This window comes from Aquincola tertiaricarbonis, from assembly GCF_000969605.1.
GTDB lineage: Bacteria > Pseudomonadota > Gammaproteobacteria > Burkholderiales > Burkholderiaceae_C > Aquincola > Aquincola tertiaricarbonis.
This window is the reverse complement of the sequence record NZ_JZUE01000009.1, coordinates 169626-193086: the sequence shown is the minus strand read 5'-3', so window position 1 is coordinate 193086 and position 23461 is coordinate 169626. Positions and strand designations below refer to the sequence as shown.

The 23461-nt window shown below is 69.2% G+C and carries 25 protein-coding genes; 12 read left to right on the top strand and 13 right to left on the bottom strand.

Going from position 1 to position 23461, the window contains the following annotated elements; translation table 11 throughout:
* Positions 1-6: 6 nt before the first annotated feature.
* The 4 genes from VO99_RS13275 to VO99_RS13260 are packed head-to-tail and all read right to left on the bottom strand — an operon-like array spanning position 7 to position 3538.
* Positions 7-630 (bottom strand): TRAP transporter small permease, encoded by a 624-nt coding sequence (locus tag VO99_RS13275; RefSeq protein WP_083440565.1) that lies wholly within the window; start codon positions 628-630, stop codon positions 7-9.
* Entirely contained in the window at positions 630-1622 is a 993-nt protein-coding gene (locus VO99_RS13270; RefSeq protein ID WP_046113343.1) for a sialic acid TRAP transporter substrate-binding protein SiaP, read from the bottom strand. Before VO99_RS13270 ends, VO99_RS13275 begins: the two co-directional genes overlap by 1 nt.
* Positions 1623-1671: 49 nt before the next feature.
* Positions 1672-2754, bottom strand: coding sequence for an L-idonate 5-dehydrogenase (locus VO99_RS13265; RefSeq protein WP_052736308.1), 1083 nt, complete (start codon positions 2752-2754; stop codon positions 1672-1674).
* A gap of 37 nt (positions 2755-2791) precedes the next feature.
* Positions 2792-3538 (bottom strand): FadR/GntR family transcriptional regulator, encoded by a 747-nt coding sequence (locus VO99_RS13260; protein ID WP_046113342.1) that lies wholly within the window; start codon positions 3536-3538, stop codon positions 2792-2794.
* A gap of 183 nt (positions 3539-3721) precedes the next feature.
* Here VO99_RS13260 and VO99_RS13255 point away from each other — a divergent pair, with 183 nt between their 5' ends.
* Genes VO99_RS13255 through VO99_RS13245 form a run of 3 tightly spaced genes read left to right on the top strand, consistent with a single transcriptional unit; the run spans position 3722 to position 5976 of the window.
* Positions 3722-4195, top strand: coding sequence for a GFA family protein (locus VO99_RS13255; RefSeq protein ID WP_046113341.1), 474 nt, complete (start codon positions 3722-3724; stop codon positions 4193-4195).
* A gap of 58 nt (positions 4196-4253) precedes the next feature.
* Positions 4254-5054 (top strand): transporter substrate-binding domain-containing protein, encoded by an 801-nt coding sequence (locus VO99_RS13250; RefSeq protein WP_046113340.1) that lies wholly within the window; start codon positions 4254-4256, stop codon positions 5052-5054.
* Between the two features lie 10 nt (positions 5055-5064).
* Entirely contained in the window at positions 5065-5976 is a 912-nt protein-coding gene (locus VO99_RS13245; protein WP_046113339.1) for a ketopantoate reductase family protein, read from the top strand.
* Positions 5977-5980: 4 nt separating this feature from the next.
* On the opposite strand, the gene aspA is transcribed toward VO99_RS13245, so the two are convergent.
* Positions 5981-7399 carry an aspartate ammonia-lyase gene (aspA, locus tag VO99_RS13240; RefSeq protein ID WP_046113338.1) on the bottom strand — a complete coding sequence of 473 codons (1419 nt, stop codon included), beginning with the start codon at positions 7397-7399 and terminating at the stop codon, positions 5981-5983.
* Positions 7400-7560: 161 nt separating this feature from the next.
* Here aspA and VO99_RS13235 point away from each other — a divergent pair, with 161 nt between their 5' ends.
* The 4 genes from VO99_RS13235 to VO99_RS13220 all read left to right on the top strand — a co-directional run bounded on the left by VO99_RS13235 (position 7561) and on the right by VO99_RS13220 (position 10660).
* Positions 7561-8469: a LysR substrate-binding domain-containing protein gene (locus VO99_RS13235; RefSeq protein WP_046113337.1), complete on the top strand. Its 909-nt coding sequence runs from the start codon at positions 7561-7563 to the stop codon at positions 8467-8469.
* 94 nt (positions 8470-8563) lie between these two features.
* Positions 8564-9220, top strand: a complete 657-nt coding sequence (locus tag VO99_RS13230; RefSeq protein ID WP_198156936.1) for an amino acid ABC transporter permease — start codon at positions 8564-8566, stop codon at positions 9218-9220.
* Between the two features lie 23 nt (positions 9221-9243).
* On the top strand, positions 9244-9894 hold the full coding sequence (locus VO99_RS13225; protein WP_046113335.1) for an amino acid ABC transporter permease: 651 nt from the start codon (positions 9244-9246) through the stop codon (positions 9892-9894).
* A gap of 16 nt (positions 9895-9910) precedes the next feature.
* A complete protein-coding gene (locus tag VO99_RS13220; protein ID WP_046113334.1) occupies positions 9911-10660 on the top strand; it encodes an amino acid ABC transporter ATP-binding protein in 750 nt (249 codons plus the stop codon).
* Positions 10661-10668: 8 nt separating this feature from the next.
* Here the strand turns inward: VO99_RS13220 and VO99_RS13215 are convergent, their stop codons facing one another.
* On the bottom strand, positions 10669-11847 hold the full coding sequence (locus VO99_RS13215) for an NAD(P)/FAD-dependent oxidoreductase (protein ID WP_046113333.1): 1179 nt from the start codon (positions 11845-11847) through the stop codon (positions 10669-10671).
* 48 nt (positions 11848-11895) lie between these two features.
* Between VO99_RS13215 and VO99_RS13210 the strand changes: the two genes are divergently transcribed.
* Positions 11896-12231, top strand: a complete 336-nt coding sequence (locus VO99_RS13210) for a hypothetical protein (protein WP_198156935.1) — start codon at positions 11896-11898, stop codon at positions 12229-12231.
* Between the two features lie 11 nt (positions 12232-12242).
* On the opposite strand, the gene VO99_RS13205 is transcribed toward VO99_RS13210, so the two are convergent.
* The 4 genes from VO99_RS13205 to VO99_RS13190 all read right to left on the bottom strand — a co-directional run bounded on the left by VO99_RS13205 (position 12243) and on the right by VO99_RS13190 (position 17715).
* Positions 12243-12521, bottom strand: coding sequence for a cupin domain-containing protein (locus VO99_RS13205; RefSeq protein ID WP_046113332.1), 279 nt, complete (start codon positions 12519-12521; stop codon positions 12243-12245).
* A gap of 216 nt (positions 12522-12737) precedes the next feature.
* Positions 12738-14861 (bottom strand): primosomal protein N', encoded by a 2124-nt coding sequence (locus VO99_RS13200; RefSeq protein WP_310733657.1) that lies wholly within the window; start codon positions 14859-14861, stop codon positions 12738-12740.
* 934 nt (positions 14862-15795) lie between these two features.
* Entirely contained in the window at positions 15796-16875 is a 1080-nt protein-coding gene (gene hemE, locus VO99_RS13195) for a uroporphyrinogen decarboxylase (RefSeq protein ID WP_046113331.1), read from the bottom strand.
* Between the two features lie 42 nt (positions 16876-16917).
* Positions 16918-17715: a hypothetical protein gene (locus VO99_RS13190; RefSeq protein ID WP_046113330.1), complete on the bottom strand. Its 798-nt coding sequence runs from the start codon at positions 17713-17715 to the stop codon at positions 16918-16920.
* Between the two features lie 95 nt (positions 17716-17810).
* Between VO99_RS13190 and VO99_RS13185 the strand changes: the two genes are divergently transcribed.
* The 4 genes from VO99_RS13185 to VO99_RS28825 all read left to right on the top strand — a co-directional run bounded on the left by VO99_RS13185 (position 17811) and on the right by VO99_RS28825 (position 20601).
* On the top strand, positions 17811-18446 hold the full coding sequence (locus tag VO99_RS13185) for a LemA family protein (protein ID WP_046113329.1): 636 nt from the start codon (positions 17811-17813) through the stop codon (positions 18444-18446).
* Between the two features lie 4 nt (positions 18447-18450).
* Positions 18451-19440: a TPM domain-containing protein gene (locus tag VO99_RS13180; protein ID WP_083440564.1), complete on the top strand. Its 990-nt coding sequence runs from the start codon at positions 18451-18453 to the stop codon at positions 19438-19440.
* A complete protein-coding gene (locus VO99_RS13175; protein ID WP_046113328.1) occupies positions 19440-19961 on the top strand; it encodes a TPM domain-containing protein in 522 nt (173 codons plus the stop codon). The genes VO99_RS13180 and VO99_RS13175 overlap by 1 nt, the downstream gene beginning before the upstream one ends.
* Positions 19962-20118: 157 nt before the next feature.
* Entirely contained in the window at positions 20119-20601 is a 483-nt protein-coding gene (locus VO99_RS28825; RefSeq protein ID WP_083440563.1) for an FxDxF family PEP-CTERM protein, read from the top strand.
* Positions 20602-20708: 107 nt separating this feature from the next.
* Here VO99_RS28825 and VO99_RS13165 read toward each other — a convergent pair whose 3' ends face one another.
* The 3 genes from VO99_RS13165 to atpG are packed head-to-tail and all read right to left on the bottom strand — an operon-like array spanning position 20709 to position 23452.
* Positions 20709-21128: a F0F1 ATP synthase subunit epsilon gene (locus VO99_RS13165; protein WP_046113327.1), complete on the bottom strand. Its 420-nt coding sequence runs from the start codon at positions 21126-21128 to the stop codon at positions 20709-20711.
* A 15-nt stretch (positions 21129-21143) separates the two neighbouring features.
* Entirely contained in the window at positions 21144-22550 is a 1407-nt protein-coding gene (atpD, locus tag VO99_RS13160; RefSeq protein ID WP_046113326.1) for a F0F1 ATP synthase subunit beta, read from the bottom strand.
* A gap of 23 nt (positions 22551-22573) precedes the next feature.
* A complete protein-coding gene (gene atpG, locus VO99_RS13155; protein WP_046113325.1) occupies positions 22574-23452 on the bottom strand; it encodes a F0F1 ATP synthase subunit gamma in 879 nt (292 codons plus the stop codon).
* Positions 23453-23461 lie beyond the last annotated feature (9 nt).

Below are 23461 nucleotides of genomic sequence, written 5' to 3'. Positions count from 1 at the left end.
CTTGCGTCACTCGATGTCCTCGAACGCCTCGGGGCGCTCGAGATTGGAATAGCCGCGGCGCCAGTTCTCCCAGCTCACCTGGATGCTGCGCAGGCCCATGGCGGCGAAGCCGGCGAAGGCCAGCCAGTACACATGGCTCTTGTTCCAGTCGATGGTGGTCATCGGCTCGTTGTTGACCGCCAGCGCATAGCGCGCCACCAGCCACGCGGCATAGAGGAAGAAGCCGGTGCGCAGCAGGTCCACCGCGGTGGAAGCCGCGCGGCCCACGGCCGGCGGCAGGTAGCGGTAGAGGAAATTCACCTGGATGTGCCGGCTGCGCCGCACGCAGGCCGATGCGCCGATGAACACGATCGGCATCAGGCAGTACACCGCCAGCTCCTCCGTCCATGCGAACGAATCGTTCATCACGTAGCGGGTGAAGAACTGCAGGAATACCAGCGCCGCCATCACCCAGAAGAAGCCGACGCAGATCCAGTCCTCCACCGTGTAGCCGGCCAGGCTCACGCGGTGCTGGTCGGCTTCGGCGAAGCTGCCGGCCAGCTCGGCCGCACTGGCCTGCACCGGGGCCGAGGGGTCGGCCTTGGGCGAGTAGCCACCGCCCTCGGGCAGCGTCGGGTTGGCGGCAGCCATCACTTGATCGCCTGGATGCGGTCCCAGTCGGCCTTCTGGTAGCCGTACTGCTCGAAGGGCACGCCCTTGAGCACCGTGCTGCGGAAATCCTCGATGTCCACCTGCTGCACGTTGATGCCCTTGCCCTTGAAGATGCCCACCAGCTCCTTCTCGCGCTCGGCCACCTCGGCCGAGGCCTTGGCCGCCGCCTCCTGGGCGACGTCGGTGAACAGCTTCTTGTCGGCGTCGCTGAGCTTCTTCCACAGGCCGCCGGCCACCACGGTGTTGAGGTGGTCGACGATGTGGCCGGTGAGCACGATGTTCTTCTGCACCTCGAAGAACTTCTTCGCCTCGATGGTGGGCAGCGGGTTCTCCTGCGCGTCCACGGTGCCGTTCTGCAGCGCCAGGTACACCTCGGCAAAGGCGATGGGCGTGGTGTTGGCGCCGCAGGCGCGCGGCATGGCCAGGTAGGCCGGCACATCGGGCACGCGCATCTTCAGGCCCTTCATGTCGGCGCACTTGGCGATGGGCTTGTTGCTGGTGGTGTGCCGCACGCCGTAGTACGTGGTGGCGATGATCTGGTTGCCGCTGCTCTTGTCGGCATAGCCCGCGGCCATCTCCTTGTAGAGGTCGCTCTTGGTGTAGGCCAGCAGGTGGTCCACGCCGCGGAAGGTGTAGGGGTAGTAGGTGACGCCGATGCGCGGATAGCTCTTGGCCGCGAAGCTGGAGCCGCTGATGATGATGTCCACCGTGCCCAGGGCCAGGCCCTGGTTGATGTCGTTCTCCTTGCCCAGCTGAGAGGCGGGGTACACGTCCACCGCGTAGCGGCCGTTGGTGCGCTTCTTGATTTCCTCGCCGGCCCAGACGGACCACTTGTGGAAGGGCTCCGAGGTCTCGTACACATGGGCCCACTTGAGCTTGGTCTGGGCCTGGGCCGGGCTCATGGCGCCGGCCGCAGCCAGCAGGGCGGCCAGCGTGACGGCGGCCTTCAGGAAGGAGCGGGTCGTGGTCATCGGTGTCTCCAACGGGTGGTTGTTCTGGGGTCGGCGATCCGCGGGTGGATCACTCCATCACGAGCTGCACCTTGGTGCTGCGGCTGCGGTCGGCGGCCAGTGCGAAGGCTTCGGCCGCACGGGCCAGCGGCAGCTGCGCGCTCAGCAGCGGCCGCACGTCCACGCGCCGCTGCGCGATGGCGTCCACCGCCCACGCGAACTCGTGGTTGGCGCGGAAGGCACCCACCACGTCGATCTCGCGGGCCATGATCTGGTTGGCGTTGAAGCCGACGTCCTGCGCCAGCGTGCCCACCTGCACCACCCGCCCGCCGCGGCGCACCGCCTGCAGGCAGGTGTGCCACGCGGCCGGGCTGCCGGCGGCCTCGATGGCGACGTGGAAGCGGTCGGTCAGCTCGGCCGCATCGGCCAGGTCGCTGCGCAGCACCGCATCGGCACCGACGGTGCGGGCGATCTCCAGCGGCCGGTCGGCCACGTCGGCCACCGTCACGTGGGCTGCGCCGGCCAGCCGGGCCGACATCGCGCACATCAGGCCGATGGTGCCGCCGCCGGTCACCAGCACGCGCTTGCCCATCAGCGGGCCGGCGCGGTGGGCCGCATGCAGGCCGATGGACAGCGGCTCGGCGCAGGCGATCTCGCCCAGGCTCACCGACGGGTCGGCCACCGGCGTGAGCTGCCGCTCGTGCATGGTGAAGCGCTCGCGGAACAGGCCCTGCGCATGCGGCTGCACGCTGGCGCTGCCCAGGAAGAACATGTGCCGGCACAGGTTGAGCCGGCCTTCGCGGCAGTAGTCGCACTGGCCGCAGGCATGCGAGGGATCGATGGCCACGCGGTCGCCGGGCTTCACGCGGCTGACCGAGGCGCCCACCGCCTCCACCACGCCGGAGGCCTCGTGGCCCGGCACCAGCGGCTCGCGGATGACGAAGGCGCCGGCGCGGCCGTGCTGCCAGTAATGCAGGTCGCTGCCGCAGATGCCGCCGGCGCCCAGGCGCAGCAGCACCTCGTGCTCGCCCAGCGTGCCGGTGGCTGCGCCGGAAACGCCGCCGCGCACGTCGCCCCGCACGCCGGCCGGTTCGAGCCGCAGGTCCTGCGCACCGTGGATGCGGCAGGCGGCGACGGTTTCTTGCAGGGTCATGGGTACTTCCTCGGAACGGCGGTAAGGGGAGCGGCGGCTAGCGGCGCGGCGCCTCGGCTGGCGGCACCAGGGCCGGCGCGCTGGAGGGCCAGTTGGCGATGAAGCGGTCGTGCGACAGCTGCAGGTGGGCGCGCATCGCCTCGCGGGCGGCGGCGGCGTCGCCGGCGGCAATGGCCTCCACCACGCGGCGGTGCTCCTCCACCGCGGCGCGCCAGTTGGCTTCGTTCTCGAAGTGGCTGCCCAGGCGCTCGAACAGCGGCTTGTTGCGCTCGTCGAACAGCTCGGTCACCACGCGCAGTAGCGGCGAGTTTTCGCTGGCCTCCGCCACCCGCAGGTGGAACAGGCGGTCGCCGCGCAGCGGCATCACGCCGGCGTCGATGTCGGCTTCCATCAGCGCGACGGCCTCGCGCAGGCCGGCCACCAGCGCGGCGTCGCGGCCGGCGGCGACGGCGGCCGCGGCGGCCAGCTCCCCTTCCACCAGCTGCCGGGCGCGGATGGTTTCCAGCGGCCCTTCGCCCTCCACGCCGGCGGCAGGCGCGGCGGCCATCGCCTCCCGCGGCCGCACGTAGATGCCCGAGCCCATGCGCACCTCGATCACGCCCTCGACCTCCAGCGCGATCAGCGCCTCGCGCACCGAAGGCCGCGACACGCCCAGCTGCACCGCCAGCTCCCGCTCGGCCGGCAGCCGGCTGCCGGGCGCGAACTCGCCGGCTTCGATCAGGCCGCGCAACTGGTCGGCGATCTGGCGGTACAGGCGGCGGGGTTCGATGCTTTGCAGCGGCATGGATAGGGAGGCATGGCAACTGGACAACTGGCCTGACCAGTTGGCCGCGATTCTTGGTCTCCCGCCCCAGCGATGACACCGGAGATTCCCGATCCGGGTCTGCCCTGAGTCGTCTTGCCGCGCGGGCACCGCCCTTGCCTCCCCGTCCGGCCCCTTCCCTCCCCCCGACCAGAAAGGCTGTCCATGCAACTCGAAGGTTCCTGCCACTGCAAGGCGGTGCGCTTCTCGGTGGTGTCCCACGAGCCGGTGCCCTTCATGCGCTGCTACTGCAGCATCTGCCGCAAGACGGCCGGCACCGGCGGCTTCGCCATCAACCTGGGCGCCGACCACACCACGCTGAAGGTGCAGGGCGAGGAGAACCTGAGCGTGTACCGCGCGAAGATGGACGACGGCAGCACCAGCGGCGGCCAGCGCCACTTCTGCAGGCAGTGTGGCAGCGCGTTGTGGCTGTACGACCCCGAGTACCCCGATCTGGTGCATCCGCATGCCGGCGCCATCGACACGCCGCTGCCCGCGCCGCCTTCGGTCACGCACATGATGCTGGGCAGCAAGCCCGAGTGGGTGGCGGTGGTGGTGGACCGCGAGGACCAGATCTTCGATACCTATCCCCAGGAATCCTTGGCAGACTGGCATCGCCGTCACCATCTCACCCGCTAGCGCCGGTCTCCTGCCGCCGCGGCCACCCACCACCGACGACGGCACTGGAGCTTCGAAGATGACCGTTCCGTTCGCCGCCCGCGCCACCGCCGCTGCCGTGATGGCGCTGGGCTGCCTGCTGCCCGCCATGGCCCAGACGGCCGCCGCGGGCGAATCCACGCTCGACCGGGTGATGAAGAGCGGCGTGCTGCGCGCCTGCGCACCGGGCGACTACAAGCCCTTCGGCTTCCTGAAGCCGGACGGCAGCTTCGAAGGCATGGACATCGACCTCGGCCAATCGCTGGCCGCGGCCATGGGCGCAAAGCTGCAGCCGGTGAAGACCACCTGGGCCAACCTGCTGGCCGACTTCACCGGCGGCCAGTGCGACATCGCGCTGGGCGGCATCTCGGTCACGCTGGAGCGGCAGAAGCGCGTGTTCTTCAGTGCGCCGTACATGGTCAACGGCAAGACGCCGATCGTGCGCTGCGAGGACGTGGCCCGCTACCAGAGCGTGGCCGACATCGACAAGCCGGAGGTGCGCGCCATCGCCAACCCCGGCGGCAGCAACGAGCGCTTTGCCAAGGCCAACTACAAGCAGGCCCGGCTGACGATCCACACCGACAACCTCACCATCTTCGACGAGCTGGCCCAACGCCGCGCCGACGTGTTCGTGACCGAGGCGGCCGAGGCGCTGGTACAGCAGAAGCTGCACCCCGGCGTGCTGTGCGCGGTGAACCCGGACAAGCCGCTGCAGTACGCCGAGAACGCCATCATGCTGCCGCGCGGCGACGTGGCCATGAAGGCCTTCGTCGACCAGTGGCTGCACCTGGCCAAGGCCGGCGGCGAGTACCAGCGCATCGAAGCGAAATGGACACGATGAAAGGCCGGCCATGAACATCGCCGTGATGGGCGCTGGCGCCGTGGGTTGCTACTACGGTGCATTGCTGGCCGCGGCCGGCCATGCGGTGACGATGGTGGGCCGCGTGCAGCATGTGGAAGCGATGCAGCGCGACGGCCTGCGCCTGTCGGCCGCCGACGGCACCGAATTCGTGGTCCCCGTGCAGGCCAGCACCGAGACCGCCGCGGTGCAGGGCGCCGAGCTGGTGCTGGTGTGCGTGAAGTCCACCGACACCGATGCGGCAGCCGCCGCGATGGCGCCGTACCTTTCGCCCGACGCGGTGCTGCTCAGCCTGCAGAACGGCGTGGACAACGCCGAGCGGCTGCAGGCCGCGCTGGGGCGGCCGGTGCTGCCCGCGGTGGTGTACGTGGCCACCTCCATGGCCGGGCCCGGGCATGTGAAGCACCATGGCCGGGGCGAGCTGGTGGTCGGCCCTTCGGCCGACAGCGAGCGCGTGGCTGGGGTGCTGCGCGCGGCCGGCATTCCGGTGGAGGTGTCGGACCATGCGCTGGCCGCGCTGTGGACCAAGCTGATCCTCAACTGCGCCTACAACGCGCTGTCGGCGCTGACCGAGCTGCCCTATGGCCGGCTGGCCCAGGTCACCGGCATGCTGCCGGCGATGCGCGAGGTGGTGGACGAATGCCTGAAGGTGGCGCATGCGGCCGGCGTCACCACGCTGGAGGACGAGGTGGTGTGGCAAGCGGTGCTGCGCATCGCACAGACCATGCCGGCGCAGCGCTCCTCCACCGCGCAGGACCTGTCGCGCGCCAAGCCCACCGAGATCGACCACCTGAACGGCTTCGTGGTGCGCACCGGCGACCGCCTGGGCGTGCCGGCGCCGGCCAACCGCCTGCTGTGGGTGGCGGTGAAGGGCCGCGAGGCGGCGCTGGCCCCGCCGGCCTGAAGCCTCAGCGCCCCACGTGGATGGGCTGCGGCGTGGTCAGCATCTCCGGCCGCAGCAGCTCGTCCAGCTTGGCCTTGGACAGCAGGCCGCGCTCCAGAACGATCTGGTACACGCTGCCGCCGGTGGCATGGGCCTCCTGGGCCACCGCGGTGGCATTGGCATAGCCGATGTACGGATTGAGCGCGGTGACGATGCCGATGGAGTTCTCCACCGCCGCGCGGGTGCGTTCCGGGTTGGCGGTGATGCCCTTGACGCACTTGTCGGCCAGCGTGATGCAGCCGTTGCGCAGGTGCTTGACGCTCTTGAACAGGCTGTGCGCGATGATGGGCTCGAAGGCATTGAGCTGCAGCTGCCCGGCCTCGGCCGCGAAGGTGACCGTCAGGTCGTTGCCGATCACCTCGTAGGCGATCTGGTTCACCACCTCCGGGATCACCGGGTTCACCTTGCCGGGCATGATGCTGCTGCCGGCCTGCATCGGCGGCAGGTTGATCTCGCCGAAGCCGGCGCGCGGCCCGCTGGACAGCAGCCGCAGGTCGTTGCAGGTCTTGGACAGCTTGACCGCCACCCGCTTGAGCACGCCCGACAGCTGCACGAAGCCGCCGCAGTCCTGCGTGGCCTCCACCAGGTTGGCTGCGGTGACCAGCGGCATGCCGGTGATCTGCACCAGCTTCTTCATCACCAGCGGCGCGTACTGCGGATGCGCGGTGATGCCGGTGCCGATGGCGGTGGCGCCCAGGTTCAGCTCGCACAGCAGCGAGACGGCCTCGCGCAGGCGCTGCTCGTCCTCGCCCAGCATCACCGCATAGGTGCTGAATTCCTGGCCCAGCGTCATCGGCACCGCATCCTGCAGCTGGGTGCGGCCCATCTTCAGCACGCCGGCGAACTCATCGGCCTTGGCTTCGAAGGCACGGCGCAGGTAGGCCATGGCGTCGATCAGGCTGAAGATGCCGGTGTACGTGGCCACCTTGAGCGCCGACGGATAGACGTCGTTGGTGCTCTGGCCGATGTTCACGTGCTCGTTCGGGTGCAGGTGCTGGTACTCGCCCTTGCGGTGGCCCATCAGCTCCAGCGCGCGGTTGGCGATCACCTCGTTGGCGTTCATGTTGGTCGAGGTGCCGGCACCGCCCTGGATCACGTCCACCACGAACTGGTCGTGCAGGTTGCCGTCGCGCAGCTCCTGGCAGGCGGCCACGATGGCATCGCAGCGCGGGCCGTCGAGCAGCCCCAGCTCATGGTTGGCCAGGGCTGCGGCCTGCTTGATGCTGGCCAGCGCCTGGATCAGCTCGGGGTAGATCGAGATCGGCGTGCCGGTGATCGGGAAGTTCTCGACCGCACGCAGCGTGTGCACGCCGAAATAGGCTTCGATCGGCACCTCGCGGTCGCCGAGCAGGTCGTGTTCGCTGCGGGTGGTTTGGGCAGTCATCGGGTCTCCTCCAGTCGCCTTCGGAATCGGGCGTGCCCGCCAGCGTAGCGAAGCTGCCGCCTTGCGACGATGGTTATGCGGTTTCGGACTGAGTCTTTGCCGTTTCGCGCAAGCAGCGTGCTATCTTGGCTGGGTCACCCCTTGAGACCCGACCCGTTCCGATGGAAGCGAAATGGCTGGAAGACTTCTTGAGTCTGGCCGAATCCCGCAGCTTTTCCCGTGCCGCCCAGCAGCGGCACCTCACCCAGTCGGCGCTCAGCCGCCGCATCAAGGCCCTGGAGGGCTGGCTGGGCGTGACCCTGGTGGACCGCAGCACCAGCCCCGCCAAGCTCACGCCGGTGGGATGGCTGTTCCACAGCCTGGCGGCCGACATCCTGCATGGCATCTATGCCGCGCGCACGCTGGTCAATGGCCGTGAGCAGCTCTCCGGCGACCCCGGCACCGTGACCTTCGCGGTGGCGCACACGCTGGTGTTCACCTTCTTTCCTGGCTGGCTCAAGCGGCTCAACGAACACTTCGGCGAGGTGGCCGCGCATGTGATGGCGGTCAACGTGCCCGAAGGCGTGCAGCGGCTCATGGAAGGCGAATGCGACATGCTGCTGGGCTACCACCATGCGCAGCTGCCACTGCTGCTGGATGCGTCGCGCTATCCCTCCGTCACGCTGGGCGTGGAGGAGATCCTGCCCTTCTCGGTGGCCGACGAGCGCGGCCGCCCGGTGTTCGCGCTGCCCGGCGTGCCCAAGCGGCCGCTGCCCTTCATGGCGTATTCGTCCGGCGCCTTCCTGGGCAACGTGGTGGAGATGCTGCTGCTCAACGCACCACAGCCCTGCGCGCTGCAGACCCGCTTCGAGACCCACATGGCCGAGGCCCTCAAGGCCATGGTGGTGGCAGGCCATGGCGTGGGCTGGCTGCCCGCCAGCTGCGTGGCCAAGGAGCTGAAGGAAGGCACGCTGGTGGCAGCCGGCCCGCGCCAGTGGGGCACGCCGCTGGAGATCCGGCTGCACTGCGCCGTGGAGCGCCAGCGCCCGGCCAGCGCGGCCTTGTGGCGCGCGCTGCAGGCCCGGCGCTAGGAGCCTGACGGTGCCGGGCGGGCCGCCCGGTGGCACACCTCTTGCGAACCACCCGGCTGCTCCTGCCCACCCCGCGCCCGCCGGCGCCGTGCCCATGTCCTTCGACTTCCTCGTCGTGCTCACCGAATGGCCGCTGCTGCTGCGCGGGCTGCTGGTCACCATCGGCCTCACCGTGGCTGCCGCGCTCATCGGCACGGTGGTAGGCATCGGCTGCGCCTGGGCGCGCGCCGAGGGTCCGGGCTGGCTGCAGTGGGTGGTGGGCGCCTATGTGGAGCTGATCCGCAACACCCCCTTCATCATCCAGCTGTTCTTCGTGTTCTTCGGCCTGCCCTCGCTGGGCGTGCGCATGTCGCCGGAGGTGGCGAGCGTGCTGGCCATGGTGCTGAACCTGGGCGGCTATGCCTGCGAGATCATCCGCGCCGGCATCGAGAACACCGGCCGCGGCCAGATCGAGGCCGCGCAAAGCCTGGCCATGGACCGCTGGCAGATCTTCTCGCGCGTGGTGCTGCCGCCCGCGCTGCGGCGCGTGTGGCCGGCGCTGGTCAGCCAGATCATCATCGTGATGCTGGGCTCCGCGGTGTGCAGCCAGATCTCCACCCAGGAGGCCTCCTATGCGGCCAACCTGATCTCCAGCCGCACCTTCCGCAGCTTCGAGGCCTACATCGTCGTCACCGCGATGTACCTCGGCCTGGCGGTGCTGCTGCGCAGCCTGCTCAACTGGGCCGGGCCGCGCTTCATCTTCCACCGCTGACGCGGGCGCAAAGGCAAGACGACATGGTCGAGTTCTCGACGTGGGACATCGTGCGCCACCTGCTGCTGGCGCTGCGCTGGACGGTGGGGCTGTCGCTCATCGCCTTCGCAGGCGGCATCGCGCTGGGGCTGCTGATGCTGGTCATCCGCATCGCCAGGCTGCCCGGCGCGCAACGCGGGGTCGGCTTGTATGTACAAGTGTTCCAGGGCACGCCGCTGCTGATGCAGATGTTCCTGGCGTACTTCGGGCTGGCGCTGCTGGGCGTGAAGACCTCGGCGCTGATGGCGGCCTCGGTATGCCTCACGCTGTATGCCGGCGCCTACCTCACCGAGATATGGCGGGGCTGCGTGGAAGCCATTCCGCGCGGCCAGTGGGAGGCTTCCTCCAGCCTGGCGATGAACCTGCGCGAGCAGTTGCGCCACGTCATCCTCCCGCAGGCGCTTCGCATCGCCATCGCGCCCACGGTGGGCTTCCTGGTGCAGGTGGTCAAGGGCACGGCGCTGGCCTCGGTCATCGGCTTCATCGAGGTGACCAAGGCCGGCCAGATGATCGCCAACGCCACGTTCCAGCCCTTCATCGCCTACGGTTTCGTCGGCCTCATGTACTTCGCGCTGTGCTTCCCGCTGTCCTGGTGGAGCCGCCGGCTGGAGCGCCGGCTGCGCATCGCCCGCTGACCTCCTGAAAGCCCCCATGAAAGACAACACCGCACCGCTGGTCGACATCCAGGGCCTGCGCAAGCGCTTCGGCACGAACGAGGTGCTCGCGGGCATCGACCTCCAGGTCACCCGCGGCGAGGTGATCGCGCTCATCGGCAAGAGCGGCTCGGGCAAGAGCACGCTGCTTCGCTGCATCAACGGGCTGGAGCAGTTCCAGGAAGGCACGCTGGTGGTGGGCGGCCAGCCGCTCAAGCATGGCGACCCGCAGGCCATGCGCGCGCTGCGGCAGAACGTGGGCATGATCTTCCAGAGCTTCAACCTCTTTCCGCACCTGAACGCCGGGCAGAACGTGATGCTGGCGCCCACGCTGGTCAAGGGCCTGCCCAAGGCCCAGGCACGCGAGCGCGCGGCGCAGCTGCTGCAGCGCGTGGGCCTGGCCGACAAGTTCGGCAGCTACCCCGACCAGCTGTCGGGCGGCCAGCAGCAGCGCGTGGCCATCGCCCGTGCGCTGGCGATGAACCCCGAGGTGCTGCTGTGCGACGAGATCACCTCCGCGCTCGACCCCGAGCTGGTGGGCGAGGTGCTGCAGGTGGTGGAAAGCCTGGCCGAGCAGGGCATGACGCTGATCATGGTCACGCACGAGATGGCCTTCGCCCGCAAGGTGAGCGACCGCCTGGCCTTCATGCACCAGGGCCGCATCCACGAGCTGGGCGCGCCCGAGGCGCTGTTCGCCGAGCCGGCCACGCCGGAGCTGCGCAGCTTCCTGGCGTCGTCGCGCCACTAGGCGCGGGCTCAGATCACGTTGTGCTCCACCACGCGCCGGCCGTCGAGCAGGCGCTGCGGCGACAGCACTTCCAGTGACGGTGCATCGCTGCGGCCGCCGGCCATCAGCGCGGCCATCGCACTGCCCACCGCAGGTGCGTGCTGCATGCCATGGCCCGAGAAGCCGCAGGCCGTGAACACGTTGCGCCATCCCGGCAGCGCGCCGGCCAGGCCGTTGTGGTCGAAGGCGTTCATCTCGTAGTAGCCGGCCCAGGCCGATCTCACCCGCAAAGCCTCGAAGGCCGGCACGCGTGCGGCCATCAGCGGCCACAGCTGCTCGTCGAACTGCGCATGGTCGATCTGGTGCAGCGGCAGGAAGTCGGCATCCTCGCCGCGCGGCGGCGCACCGGCGATGAAGCCGCGGCCCTCTGGCCGGAACCAGAAGCCGCTGGGGTCGATCACCAGCGGGCAGCCGGCCAGCGGCGCGGCCGGGCAGTCCAGCACGAACACGTCACGCTTCTTGCCGCTGATCGGCAGCACCACGCCCAGCTGTGCGGCCAGCGGCGCGGACCAGGCGCCCGCGGAGAGCAGCACGCCGTGCGTGGCGCCGATGCGCAGGCCATCGGCGCACCGCACCGCCTGCACGCGGCCGGCCCCGTCGTGCTCGAAGCCCACTGCTTCGGCCTGCAGGAAGCGCACGCCGCAGGCCATGGCCTTGCGCCGGAAGGCCTGGTGCAGCGCGGGGCCGTCGAACCAGCCTTCACCGCGCAGGCCGAGCGCGCCGAGCGCGATGCCTTCGGTGCTGAGCCACGGAAAGCGCTGCTCCAGCTCATCCGGCTGCAGCAGCTGCACCTGGGCGCCTGCACGCGCCTGCAGCGCCTGGTGGGCCCGCATCGCCGCGGCACCGGCCGGGCTGGCCAGGTACAGGTAGCCGGCTTCGGTCAGCCCGATCTGCGGCGCGGGCTCGCCGGGCACGGCCAGCTCGTCGCCCAGCCGGCGCAGGAAGGCAATGCTCCACTGGGACAGCGCGACGTTCAGCGGCGTGCTGAACTGCTGCCGGATGGAGCTGGCCGACAGCGCGCTGGAGGCCTGCGCATGCAGCGGGTCACGCTCGATGACGATGGCGGACAGGCCCTGGTCGCGCGCCAGGAAGCAGGCGGTGGCCGCGCCCATGACGCCACCACCCACGATCACGATCGGTGCTTGCATGCCGCGCAGTCTAGGATGGGCCCGACACCGAAGTACCTGGAGACGGCGATGCGATGGATGCTGTGCAGCGGGCTTGCGATCCTGGCCGGCCTTGCTCTGCCCGCGGCGGCGGCCGACGACACCTCCGCGGCCGGCTACGTGCAGTTCGTGGAGGACTTCGCCGCCACCTGCGTGCAGCGCAACGGCGTGCAGATCCAGGTGCGCAACACCCACCCCAGCCGCACCATCCGCATCTGGCTGGACCGGGTGCAGATGGGCGTGGGCACCGGCGACCGTTCGCGCAGCGAGTTGCCGCCGAAGGCCGAACCCGAGCCGCTGGGCTGCTCACGCACCCTCACCGGCACCCAGGAATGGAAGCTGGTGCGGGCGCAGTTCGTGGACTGAGCGGCGGCGGCTCACTCCCGCCGTGCGGCCCAGTAGGTGGCACCGGTGGCGCCATAGCGCTCGGCATGCGGCTCGTCGCGGTCCAGCTCGAAGCGATCACCAGCCTGCAGATGGCGGGTGGCGCCGCCCACGGTGAGCCACATCTCACCCTGCACCACCAGCGCCTGCACCGCGAAGGGATGGCTGTGGTCCTCGACCACGGCATCGGCCGGCCAGCTGCGCTCCAGAACCTGCGGATAGCCGCGGCTGCGGGCTTCGTCGGCGAAGCTGTCGAAGGTGGGCATGGTCATCGGGCGGCTCCTGCTTACGGCATGTCGGCCGCCATTCTGCGCGGGCGCACCGGCCTCGGAACCTGTGAATGAACCAGTCGCGACCAAGCGGCGAGACAGGGCGGCCTGGATCAGGCGCAAAGCGCAGCCATGGCTCGGGCTATGGCGAGCATTTGCAACGACAAGCCGGGTTGTGAGGGCGCGTCTAGCGGGCGTGAGTGGTTCGTTCACAGGTTCTCAGATGGCCAGCGGATCGACGTCCACCGCCCAGCGCAGCACGCCCTTGTGCACGGTCCGCAGACCATGCAGCTGCGGCAGCCAGTCGGCCAGCAGCCGCTGCAGCGCCACCCGGGAGGGCGACTCCACCAGCATCTGCATGCGGTCCACGTCGGCCACCCGCGCCACCGGCGGCGGCACTGGCGGATAGATCGTCACGCCGGCCTCGTCGGCCGCCGCCTGTGCCTGCGCGGCGGCCTCCCGCAGGAAGGCCTGGGCGATGCTGGCCTCGCGCGCCTCGGCCCGCAGCAGCGCCAGGCTGCTGAAGGGCGGCAGGCCGGCGGCTTGGCGTTCCTCCAGTTGCGTGGCGGCAAAGGCTTCGTAATCGTGCTTGCGCAGCGCGGCATACAGGCCATGCTGCGGATGCCAGCTCTGCACCCACATCTCGCTGCGGGCCGCATGCTCGGCATCGCGGCCGGCGCGGCCGGCGGCCTGCATCAGCAGCGAGAAGAGGCGCTCCGGCGCGCGGAAGTCGCTGGCGAACAGCGCGCTGTCCGGGTTCACCGCGGCCACCAGCGTAATGCGGCGGAAATCATGGCCTTTGGCAATCATCTGGGTGCCCACCAGCACGTCCACGTCGCCCGCATGCACCGCGCCCAGCTGCGCTTCCAGCGAGCCCTTGAGCCGCGTGGTGTCGGCGTCGATGCGGGCCACGCGGGCGCCGGGCAGCAGCTCGGCGATCTGCTCCTCCAGCCGCTCGGTGCCGCGGCCCAGCGGCGCGATGTCGAGGTTGCCGCAGTCGGGGCAGGCGCGCGGCACGCGCTCGCTGAAGCCGCAGTGATGGCAGCGCAGGCTGCGATCGCCCTTGTGGAACACGCGCCAGGCGCTGCAATGCGGGCAGCCGCTCTTCCACCCGCAGGCGGTGCAATGCAGCACCGGGGCATAGCCGCGGCGGTTGAGGAACAGCAGGCTCTGCTCGCCGCGCTCGATGCGTTCGGCCACCGCGTCCACGATCATCGGCGCCAGGGCCGGCGCAGCGGCACCGCGCTGGCGGGGCAGCGTGTTCATGTCGAACAGCCGCACCCGCGGCAGCACGCCGCCGCCGATGCGCTGCGACAGCGCCAGCCGGGTGTAGCGCCCTTCCTGCACCCGCTGCCAGGTTTCCAGCGAGGGGGTGGCCGAGCCCAGCACCACCGGCACGCCTTCCAGATGGCCGCGGTACACCGCCAGGTCGCGCGCCGAGTAGCGGGCGCCCTCCTGCTGCTTGAAGGAGGGGTCGTGTTCCTCGTCGGCCACGATCAGCCCCAGCCGCGGCAGCGAGGCGAACACTGCCAGCCGCGTGCCGAGCACCAGGTCAGCCTCGCCCAGGTGCGCCAGCAGCCAGTGCTTGAGCCGCTGCGCCGGCGTGAGCGCGCTGTGCAGCGACACCAGCCGCCGGCCGGCGAAGCGCTCCGCAAAGCGGGCCTCGAGCTGAGGCGTGAGATTGATCTCGGGCACCATGACCAGCACCTGGCGGCCGGCCGCCAGTGCCGCCTCCGCCGCATGCAGGTACACCTCGGTCTTGCCGCTGCCGGTGACACCGTGCAGCAGGTAGGTGCCCGCTGCCGCGCCGATGGCCTGCACGGCCATCAGCTGCTCGTCATTCAGCGGCGGGCGGCTGGGCGGCAGGTCCGCCGGCGGTACTTCGTCAGCCCGCGCGGCACCGATGCCCGCGGCGGCGCGCTCGACGACACGCGGTGCGGCCGGGCCGACGGCGGGCGCCGTCGCCTTGCGCAGCCGCGACACCCGCCGGGCCAGCTGCACATCGTCCAGCTTGCGCAGCTCAGGCGGCAGCACGGCCAAGGCCAGCTCCCCCAGCCCACGCTGGTAATACGCCGCCGCGAAGGCCACCAGCTGCCGCCAGTGCGCGCCCAGCGGCGGCAGGGCCGACACCACCTCGCGCACCGGGCGCAAATCGGGCGGCGCCTCGGCCTGGGGCGGCCGCTGCCAGACGATGCCTGGCACGTCGCGACGCCCCAGCGGCACCCGCACCAAGGTACCGGGCGGCAGCGGTTGCGGGCTGGCGTAGTCCAGCGGCATGCCCAAACCGCTGTGCTGCGGCGTTTCCACCGCCACGGACACGGTGACTGCATGCTCAACTTGCACACCGAAGCTCGGTTCTGCCTGAGGGATGACGTCTAAGTGCTTGATGGCAAACGGCTTTCAGAACTTGCTCAGATTTTCTGTGGATAACTTTGTGCAAAACCTGGAGGTAGACGCGCTAACTGCTTGATCCGCCGGGCATCAGCGTTGGTTTGCCCAAGCTTGCAGCATGTGCCTGCGCGAACAAAATCAAGCACTTAGCACGGTTTTGGGTCATTCTGCCGCCCCCGGCCCTACCCGCGACCCCCTGCCAGCGCAAAGCCGTTTTTTGGGGATAAGTCAAGCGGACTCGCACGGTGTTGGCAACTCCGCTGGGCATGTCATCGAAGCGCGAGCCAAAGGCAAGGCAGCCATCCGAATAGCACTCGTTTGCATTCTGTCAATCGAAAACTTGCCCAGTTTTTCTGTGGATAACTTTGTGCAAAAGCTGGAGGCAGATGCGCTAAGCCCTTGATTGGCAAGGCAAGCCGCTTAGGCTGCCTCTTCCTGAGGCAACGAAAGAAATCATAAAAATCAAAGACTTAGCGTATGACAGTTGAAGTGAGGAACCATCCACTCGCCGCCAGGGTCGCCATCGGCGCAGTTCGTGGAAGTGGGGATAAGTCAAGCCCCTGCGCGATATTTTTGGAAGGCTGTTGCACCGCTTGCGACGGCCTGCCGCATCCCTAGCTTGGCAAGCGTTCCGGGTTTGCCCGAGTTGCCCCGAATTTCTGTGGATATCTTTGTGCAGAAGCTGATGGCAGACGCGCTAAATGCTTGATTCGCCGGGCAGGCATGACAGGTTGCCCACAAAAGCGGCAGAGCCGCATCGCCAGGAAAATCAAGCACTTAGAACAAGGCCCCCAGCGCTGGCAGCCGGCCTGGAAATCTGCAAAAGGCGCCATGCGAGAACGCCGATCTGGGGATAAGTCAAGCTTTCCAGCGCTCGGCCGGTGGCTTACGCGCCCTGCCGCAGGGCGCGTGAATGCCGGTGCACTTCATCTACCAACGCGCTGACGGCGTCCGGCGGCGTGTGCTGCGAGATGCCGTGCCCCAGGTTGAATACATGGCCGCCACCGGCCGGCGGGCCGAAGCGGTCCAGCACCCTGCGCGCTTCGGCCCGCACGGCCTGCTCGCCGGCAAACAGCACCATCGGATCGAGGTTGCCCTGAAGGGCCACGCGGTCGCCCACGCGGGCACGGGCGGCGCCCAGGTCGGTCGTCCAGTCGAGGCCGATCACGTCGGGGCCCAGCGCGGCCACCTGCTCCAGCCACTGGCCGCCGCCCTTGGTGAAGACGATGCACGGCACGGGTTGGCCGTCGGCGTCCTGGCGCTTCAGCGCCGCCAGGACGCGGGCCGTGTAGGCCAGGCTGAATGCCTGGAAGGCGCCATCGGCCAGCACGCCACCCCAGCTGTCGAACAGCATGACCGCCTGGGCGCCGGCGTCGATCTGCGCGTTGAGGTACTGCGCCACCGCCTCCGCATTGATGGCCAGGATGCGATGCAGCAGGTCGGGCCTGGCGTACAGCATCGTCTTGATGCGGCGGTAGTCGTCGCTGCCCGCGCCTTCCACCATGTAGCAGGCCAGGGTGAACGGGCTGCCGGAAAAGCCGATCAGCGGCACCCGCCCGTTCAGCGCCTGGCGGATGGAGCGCACCGCATCGAAGACGTAGCGCAGCTTGTCCATGTCGGGCACGGCCAGCGCGTCCACCGCCGCCTCGTCGCGCACCGGGGTGGCGAATCGCGGGCCTTCGCCGATGGCGAAGCTCAGGCCCAGGCCCATGGCGTCGGGCACCGTGAGGATGTCGGAGAACAGGATGGCCGCATCCAGCGGAAAGCGCTCGAGCGGCTGCAGCGTCACCTCGGTGGCATAGGCCGGGCTGGTGGCCAGGCCCATGAAGCTGCCTGCACGCGCGCGGGTGGCGTTGTACTCCGGCAGGTAGCGCCCGGCCTGGCGCATGAGCCAGATGGGCGTGTGGTCAGTGGGCTGGCGCAGGCAGGCGCGCAGGAAGCTGTCGTTTTGCAGAGGGGCTGGCATCGGCGGATTATCGGCGCCGGCCGCCTCGGCGTGGCGCGGCAGCTACATGCGGCGGGCGCGCTCGTGGGCCGGGGGCAGCGCCTCGCCGGCCAGCCAGGCACGTGCGAGTGCGGCCGCATCGGCCTGCTGGGCCGCCTGCCACACCAGTTCCGCCGGCACCACCCGGGTGCCGCCTGGCGCATCGGCCAGACCGCGGGCCAGTTCCGCCGCGAACTCGGCCACCTTGGCCGCGCGCACCGGCAGGTCGCGCTGCGGCACCATGAAACGCAGCTGCGACAGCATCAGCTCGGCCACGCGGGCCAGTGCACCGCCGGCGGCCTGGCGCTGCGGTGCGCGCGCCGGCCGCATGAACACCACGTGCCGGAAGCCCAGGGCCGCCACGGCCTGCTCGTCCAGCGTGGCCAGGCCCGCCTTCAGCGCTTCGGGCGCCCGGGCGGCGTCGTGCGGCAGCACCACCAGCAGGTCCTGGATGCCGGCGTCGTGCATCCATGCAGCCAGCGCCGGCAGGTCTTGCGGCATGGGCCGGTGCATGGCCGCCTCGCGGCCGTTGGCATGCCGGGGAGCGTCCAGCACCACCACGCCCGTGGCGGCACCGAAGGCCGACAGCGTGGCAACGTCCGCCGGCCAGGGCAGCGTGCACATGCCGCGCAACGTGGGTTGCAGCGGCTGCACCGTGGTGATGGCCACCTGGGCAAAGCCACCGCGGCCGAGGAGCTGTTCGAGCACCGCGGCACCCAGCGCGCCGGCGGCGCCGGCCACGACGGCGCGGCGCACGGCGGGGGCGGTACTCGGGGCCGGTTGGCGGGCGCCACGCAGGGCATCGTGCAGGGAGGTGGTCATGTGGGCCCAGTATGTGCCCTGCGCTTGAAAGCGCGCCGTGACGCGCGCACCTAGAGCAGCGGGGTAGCATGCCCCGAAACAGGAGGAAACCCCCGATGCGCACTCCCCGAACCGCCGCCCGCAGCGTCCTGGCGGCCACCGTGCTGAGCACTGCCGCCCTGTTGTCCGGCTGCGGCTACAACGACTTCCAGCGCCTGGACGAAGAGACCAAGGCCAGCTGGAGCGAGGTGCTGAACCAGTACCAGCGCCGCGCCGACCTCATCCCCAACATCGTGAACACGGTGAAGGGCGAGGCGGCCTTTGAACAGGAGACGCTCACCCGCGTCATCGAGGCGCGTTCGCGTGCCACCTCGATCCAGGCCACGCCCGAGCTGATCGAGAACCCCGAGGCATTCCAGAGATTCCAGGCCGCACAGGGCGAGCTGAGCAGCGCCCTGAGCCGGCTGCTGGTGGTGTCCGAGCAGTACCCCAACCTGAAGGCCAACCAGGGCTTCCAGGACCTGCGGGTGCAGCTGGAAGGCACCGAGAACCGCATCACCGTGGCCCGCAACCGCTACATCAAGACGGTGGCCGACTACAACGTGCTGGCTCGCAGCTTCCCCACCAACCTCACGGCCAAGATCTTCAGCTACGAGGTCAAGCCCAGCTTCACCGTGCAGAACGAGGCGCAGATCTCCACGCCGCCGACGGTGGACTTCGGCAAGCCGGCCGCGCCCGCGGCATCGAGGTAAGCGCATGCGCGCCGCGCTGGCGCTCTTCCATCCCTCGCTTGCACCGGCACGGGCCCGGCTGCGGTGGCTGGCTGGCTGCCTGCCCCTGCTGGCGATGACGTTGGCGCTGCTGTGGCCGGCCGTCGCCCTGCACGCCCAGCCCGCGCTGGTGCCGGTGCCTGCGCTCAGCGGCCGGGTGATCGACCAGACGGGCACCCTCACCCCCGAACAGGCCGCCGCGCTGGACGCCAAGCTGGCCGGCTTCGAGGCCCAGCAGGGGCCGCAGATCGTGGTCGTCATCGTGCCCACGACACAACCGGAGGACATCACCGACTTCACGCAGCGTCTGGGCGACGCCTGGAAGATCGGCCGCCGCGAGGTGGGCGACGGCCTGCTGCTGGTGGTGGCCAAGAACGATCGCAAGGTGCGCATCGCACCGGCCAAGGCGCTGGAGGGCGCGGTGCCGGACCTGGCCGCGCGCCAGATCATCGAGCGCACCATCGTGCCGGCCTTCCGGGCGAACGACTATGCGGGCGGCCTGCAGGCGGCCGTGGACGCACTGATTGCCCGCATCCGTGGCGAGAACCTCCCCGCGCCCGAGGCGGCGCCCGCCGGCAGAGGCGACGCGCAGCCCGGTCCGCAGTGGGAAGAGTTGATGTTGTTCTTCTTCATCGGCGTGCCGGTCGTGGGCGCAGTGCTCACCGGCGTGCTTGGGCGCAAGCTGGGCTCAGTGGTGACAGCGGGCGCCGCCGGTGGCCTGGGATGGCTGCTGTCGGCCAGCCTGCTGATGGGCGGCGCGGTGGCGGTGGTGTCCCTGGTGCTGGTCGGGTTGCTGGGCGTGGGCAGCGCCGGGCGCCGCGCTGGCGGCCTGCGGCGCGGTGGCCGGGCGGGCATTCCACCCATCATCTTCGGCGGCGGCGGCTTTGGCGGGGGTAGCGGCGGCTTCGGCGGCGGCGGGTTCTCTTCCGGCGGCGGCGGCGATTTTGGCGGCGGCGGCGCCTCGGGGGACTGGTGATGGCAAGGCAACATCGCTCCCGCTGGCTGAGGCTGCTGCGGCACCGCCTGCTCGACGAATCCGACGTCAGCCGCGCACTGGACGCCGAGGCGATGGCTCGGCTGCAGGCCCGCGTGGAAGTCAGTGAGCGCCGCCATACCGGCGAGATCCGCTTGGCGGTGGAGGCCGGACTGCCCCTGTCCTACCTGTGGAACGACCTCAGCGCGCGTGACCGCGCGGTCACGCTCTTCGGCAAGCTGCGGGTATGGGACACCGAGCAGAACAACGGCGTGCTCATCTACCTGCTGATGGCCGACCACGCCATCGAGATCGTGGCGGACCGGGGAGTGTCACGCGCGGTGGACTCGACGCAGTGGCAGTCGATCCTGCACGGCATGCGCGAGGCGTTCCGTGCCGGCCGGTTCGAGCAGGGCCTGAACCTGGCCATCGACGCGGTGGACGCCCTGCTCACGGCCCGTTTTCCGGCCGGTGACAGTGACCTTCCGCGCAATGAACTGCCGGATACTCCATGGACACCTTGACACAAACTTTCCGGAACCCTGCCCCCGTTCAGGGGGGAAACCCGAACATTGGCGCTCTTCTTGCTGCACTGCAACCGGCGTGATGCCGTTGCTGCACCGTATTTCGGCCTGATGGGCAGGCCGGGGGTTCAGTGGCACATCAGGAGGAGCCATCTTCATGAAGCAAGTTCTCAAGCAATCGGCCGTACTGGCTGCAGTCGTTCTGGCCTGCGCACAGGCCAATGCGGCCTCGACGACCGTGTTCACCACCTTCGGTGACTCCATCACCTCGGGCGCTGACCACGCTTTCGCCGTCGTGGCTGGTTCGTTCGTGGACACGTTCTCGTTCACCCTGACGGGCGAGAGCACCATCGAAGCCGGCCTGACCGCCGTGCTGCCCTCGTCGTTCTCGGCGGGTTTCTTCGAACTGTCGAGCTTCACGTCGCCGGGCTCCATCGCCAGCGGCTCGATTGGCTCCACCTTTACGGCAAATCTTGCCGCTGGTGACTATTTCTACACGGTCAAGGGTGTCGGCACCCCGGGCAGCACCTACGCCCTGAAGTCGGTCGTGGCCGCCGTTCCGGAACCCGAAACGTACGCCCTGTTCCTGGCTGGCCTGGGCGCCATCGGCTTCATGGCCGCTCGTCGCCGCTCGAACTGAGCGTAGGCAACTGCCTCGCCTTGCCGCCCTCACCGGCGGCAGGCAAAGAAAAAGCGGGCCTCGGCCCGCTTTTTTGTGCCCGACGGCGCCGTCGCGCCGCGGGTGACTTACTTGTTGCCGCGGAATTTGCGCAGCGCCGCGAGCTGGGCCGCCATGGCGGCGAACTCGCTCTGTGCCGCCGCGAAGTCGATGTCGGTCTTGGCGTTCTTCATCGCCTCCTCGGCCGCCTTCTTGGCCTCGGCCGCCTTGGCCTCGTCCAGGTCATGGCCGCGGATGGCGGTGTCAGCAAGCACCGTCACGGTGCCAGGCTGCACCTCGAGGATGCCACCCGCCACGAACACGAACTCTTCCTCGCCGTTGTCGGCGCGCTCGATGCGCACCGCGCCGGGCTTGATCCGGGTGATCAGCGGCGTGTGGCGGGGCAGGATGCCCAGCTCGCCGTTTTCGCCCGGCAGTGCGACGAACTTCGCCTCGCCCGAGAAGATGAGCTCCTCGGCCGAAACGACATCCACGTGTAGGGTGGCCATGTCGATGCTCCGCGCTTACTGCAGCTTCTTGGCTTTTTCGACGGCTTCTTCGATCGTGCCGACCATGTAGAAGGCCTGCTCGGGAAGGTGGTCGTATTCGCCGGCCACGATGGCCTTGAAGCCCTTGATCGTGTCCTTCAGCGACACGTACTTGCCAGGCGAGCCGGTGAACACCTCGGCCACGTGGAACGGCTGCGACAGGAAACGCTGGATCTTCCGGGCACGTGCCACGGCCAGCTTGTCTTCCGGCGAGAGCTCGTCCATGCCCAGGATCGCGATGATGTCGCGCAGTTCCTTGTAGCGCTGCAGGATGCCCTGCACGGCGCGGGTGGTGTTGTAGTGCTCTTCACCCACCACGTTCGGGTCGACCTGGCGAGAGGTCGAGTCGAGCGGGTCCACGGCGGGGTAGATGCCCAGCGCGGCGATGTCACGCGACAGCACGACGGTGGCGTCCAGGTGGGCGAAGGTGGTGGCAGGCGACGGGTCGGTCAGGTCGTCCGCAGGCACGTACACGGCCTGGATCGAGGTGATCGAGCCGACCTTGGTCGACGTGATCCGCTCCTGCAGGCGGCCCATTTCCTCGGCCAGCGTCGGCTGGTAGCCCACGGCGGAAGGCATGCGGCCCAGCAGTGCCGACACTTCGGTACCGGCCAGGGTGTAGCGGTAGATGTTGTCCACGAAGAACAGCACGTCACGGCCTTCGTCGCGGAACGACTCGGCGATGGTCAGGCCGGTCAGGGCCACGCGCAGGCGGTTGCCCGGCGGCTCGTTCATCTGGCCGTAGACCATGGCCACCTTCGAGTCCGGCAGGCTCTCGAGGTTGACGACGCCCGAGTCGGCCATCTCGTGATAGAAGTCGTTGCCCTCGCGGGTACGCTCGCCCACACCGGCAAACACCGACAGGCCGCTGTGCGCCTTGGCGATGTTGTTGATGAGCTCCATCATGTTCACGGTCTTGCCGACGCCGGCGCCACCGAACAGACCCACCTTGCCGCCCTTGGCGAATGGGCAGATCAGGTCGATCACCTTGATGCCGGTTTCCAGCAGCTCGGTCGACGGCGACAGCTCGTCGTACGTCGGGGCCTTGCGGTGGATGGACGCGGTGAGTTCCTGGCTCACGGGGCCGCGCTCGTCGATCGGCGAGCCCAGCACGTCCATGATGCGGCCCAGGGTGGCCTTGCCGACCGGCACCGAGATGGCGGCGCCGGTGTTGTAGACCATGGTGCCGCGGCGCAGGCCGTCGGACGACCCCAGCGCAATGGTGCGCACCACGCCGTCGCCCAGCTGCTGCTGCACTTCCAGCGTCAGCGCCGAGCCTTCCATCTTGAGCGCGTCGTACACGCGCGGCATGTTCTCGCGGGGGAATTCAACGTCCACCACCGCGCCGATGCATTGGACGATCTTGCCTTGGGCTTGCGTCATGTCAGTTCCTTTAATCTTTTCCGTCACACTGCAGCGGCGCCGCTGACGATCTCGGAGAGTTCCTTCGTGATCGCTGCCTGGCGGGTCTTGTTGTAGACCAGCTTCAGCTCACCGATCAGGTTGCCGGCGTTGTCGGTGGCGGCCTTCATGGCGACCATCCGGGCCGACTGCTCCGACGCCATGTTCTCGGCCACGGCCTGGTACACCAGCGCCTCGATGTAGCGGGTGAGCAGGTCGTCGATCACCGTGGCGGCATCGGGCTCGTAGATGTAGTCCCAGCCGTACGCCTGCTTCTCTTCAGTGGTCTGCGTCAGGCGCGAGCTGTCGAGCGGCAGCAGCTGCTCGATCACCGGCTCCTGCCGCATCGTGTTGATGAAGCGGGTGTAGCAGAGGTAGACCTTGTCGACCTTGCCTTCGACGAAGGCATCGAGCATCACCTTCACCGGGCCGATCAGCCTTTCCAGCACCGGCGCGTCGCCGAGCTGCACCGCATGGCTCACCACCGGTGCGCCCATGCGGTTCAGGAAGCCGTAGCCCTTGTTGCCGATGGCCACGGCCTGCGCCTTGAAGCCGGCGGCCTGGTCCTCGCGCATGCGGGCCGTGACGGCACGCAGCACGTTGGTGTTCAGGCCACCGCACAGGCCCTTGTCGGTCGTGACGACGACATAGCCCGCGACCTTCGACGTGCCGTCGGTCCGCATGTAGGCCGACTCGTACTCCGGGTTCGCGTTCGACAGGTTGGCCGTGATGTTGCGGATCTTGTCGCTGTACGGACGCGCGCCGCGCATCCGCTCCTGCGCCTTGCGCATCTTGGACGCGGCGACCATTTCCATGGCCTTGGTGATCTTCTTGGTGTTCTCCACCGATTTGATCTTGCCGCGTATTTCCTTGCCGACAGCCATCTCGGGCTC

Excerpts from the sequence above, each read along its gene's own strand:
- VO99_RS13275 (WP_083440565.1), bottom strand. The coding sequence starts at position 630 with ATGGCTGCCGCCAACCCGACGCTGCCCGAGGGCGGTGGCTACTCGCCC.
- VO99_RS13270 (WP_046113343.1), bottom strand. The coding sequence starts at position 1,622 with ATGACCACGACCCGCTCCTTCCTGAAGGCCGCCGTCACGCTGGCCGCC.
- VO99_RS13265 (WP_052736308.1), bottom strand. The coding sequence starts at position 2,754 with ATGACCCTGCAAGAAACCGTCGCCGCCTGCCGCATCCACGGTGCGCAG.
- VO99_RS13260 (WP_046113342.1), bottom strand. The coding sequence starts at position 3,538 with ATGCCGCTGCAAAGCATCGAACCCCGCCGCCTGTACCGCCAGATCGCC.
- VO99_RS13255 (WP_046113341.1), top strand. The coding sequence starts at position 3,722 with ATGCAACTCGAAGGTTCCTGCCACTGCAAGGCGGTGCGCTTCTCGGTG.
- VO99_RS13250 (WP_046113340.1), top strand. The coding sequence starts at position 4,254 with ATGACCGTTCCGTTCGCCGCCCGCGCCACCGCCGCTGCCGTGATGGCG.
- VO99_RS13245 (WP_046113339.1), top strand. The coding sequence starts at position 5,065 with ATGAACATCGCCGTGATGGGCGCTGGCGCCGTGGGTTGCTACTACGGT.
- aspA (WP_046113338.1), bottom strand. The coding sequence starts at position 7,399 with ATGACTGCCCAAACCACCCGCAGCGAACACGACCTGCTCGGCGACCGC.
- VO99_RS13235 (WP_046113337.1), top strand. The coding sequence starts at position 7,561 with ATGGAAGCGAAATGGCTGGAAGACTTCTTGAGTCTGGCCGAATCCCGC.
- VO99_RS13230 (WP_198156936.1), top strand. The coding sequence starts at position 8,564 with ATGTCCTTCGACTTCCTCGTCGTGCTCACCGAATGGCCGCTGCTGCTG.
- VO99_RS13225 (WP_046113335.1), top strand. The coding sequence starts at position 9,244 with ATGGTCGAGTTCTCGACGTGGGACATCGTGCGCCACCTGCTGCTGGCG.
- VO99_RS13220 (WP_046113334.1), top strand. The coding sequence starts at position 9,911 with ATGAAAGACAACACCGCACCGCTGGTCGACATCCAGGGCCTGCGCAAG.
- VO99_RS13215 (WP_046113333.1), bottom strand. The coding sequence starts at position 11,847 with ATGCAAGCACCGATCGTGATCGTGGGTGGTGGCGTCATGGGCGCGGCC.
- VO99_RS13210 (WP_198156935.1), top strand. The coding sequence starts at position 11,896 with ATGCGATGGATGCTGTGCAGCGGGCTTGCGATCCTGGCCGGCCTTGCT.
- VO99_RS13205 (WP_046113332.1), bottom strand. The coding sequence starts at position 12,521 with ATGACCATGCCCACCTTCGACAGCTTCGCCGACGAAGCCCGCAGCCGC.
- hemE (WP_046113331.1), bottom strand. The coding sequence starts at position 16,875 with ATGCCAGCCCCTCTGCAAAACGACAGCTTCCTGCGCGCCTGCCTGCGC.
- VO99_RS13190 (WP_046113330.1), bottom strand. The coding sequence starts at position 17,715 with ATGACCACCTCCCTGCACGATGCCCTGCGTGGCGCCCGCCAACCGGCC.
- VO99_RS13185 (WP_046113329.1), top strand. The coding sequence starts at position 17,811 with ATGCGCACTCCCCGAACCGCCGCCCGCAGCGTCCTGGCGGCCACCGTG.
- VO99_RS13180 (WP_083440564.1), top strand. The coding sequence starts at position 18,451 with ATGCGCGCCGCGCTGGCGCTCTTCCATCCCTCGCTTGCACCGGCACGG.
- VO99_RS13175 (WP_046113328.1), top strand. The coding sequence starts at position 19,440 with ATGGCAAGGCAACATCGCTCCCGCTGGCTGAGGCTGCTGCGGCACCGC.
- VO99_RS28825 (WP_083440563.1), top strand. The coding sequence starts at position 20,119 with ATGAAGCAAGTTCTCAAGCAATCGGCCGTACTGGCTGCAGTCGTTCTG.
- VO99_RS13165 (WP_046113327.1), bottom strand. The coding sequence starts at position 21,128 with ATGGCCACCCTACACGTGGATGTCGTTTCGGCCGAGGAGCTCATCTTC.
- atpD (WP_046113326.1), bottom strand. The coding sequence starts at position 22,550 with ATGACGCAAGCCCAAGGCAAGATCGTCCAATGCATCGGCGCGGTGGTG.
- atpG (WP_046113325.1), bottom strand. The coding sequence starts at position 23,452 with ATGGCTGTCGGCAAGGAAATACGCGGCAAGATCAAATCGGTGGAGAAC.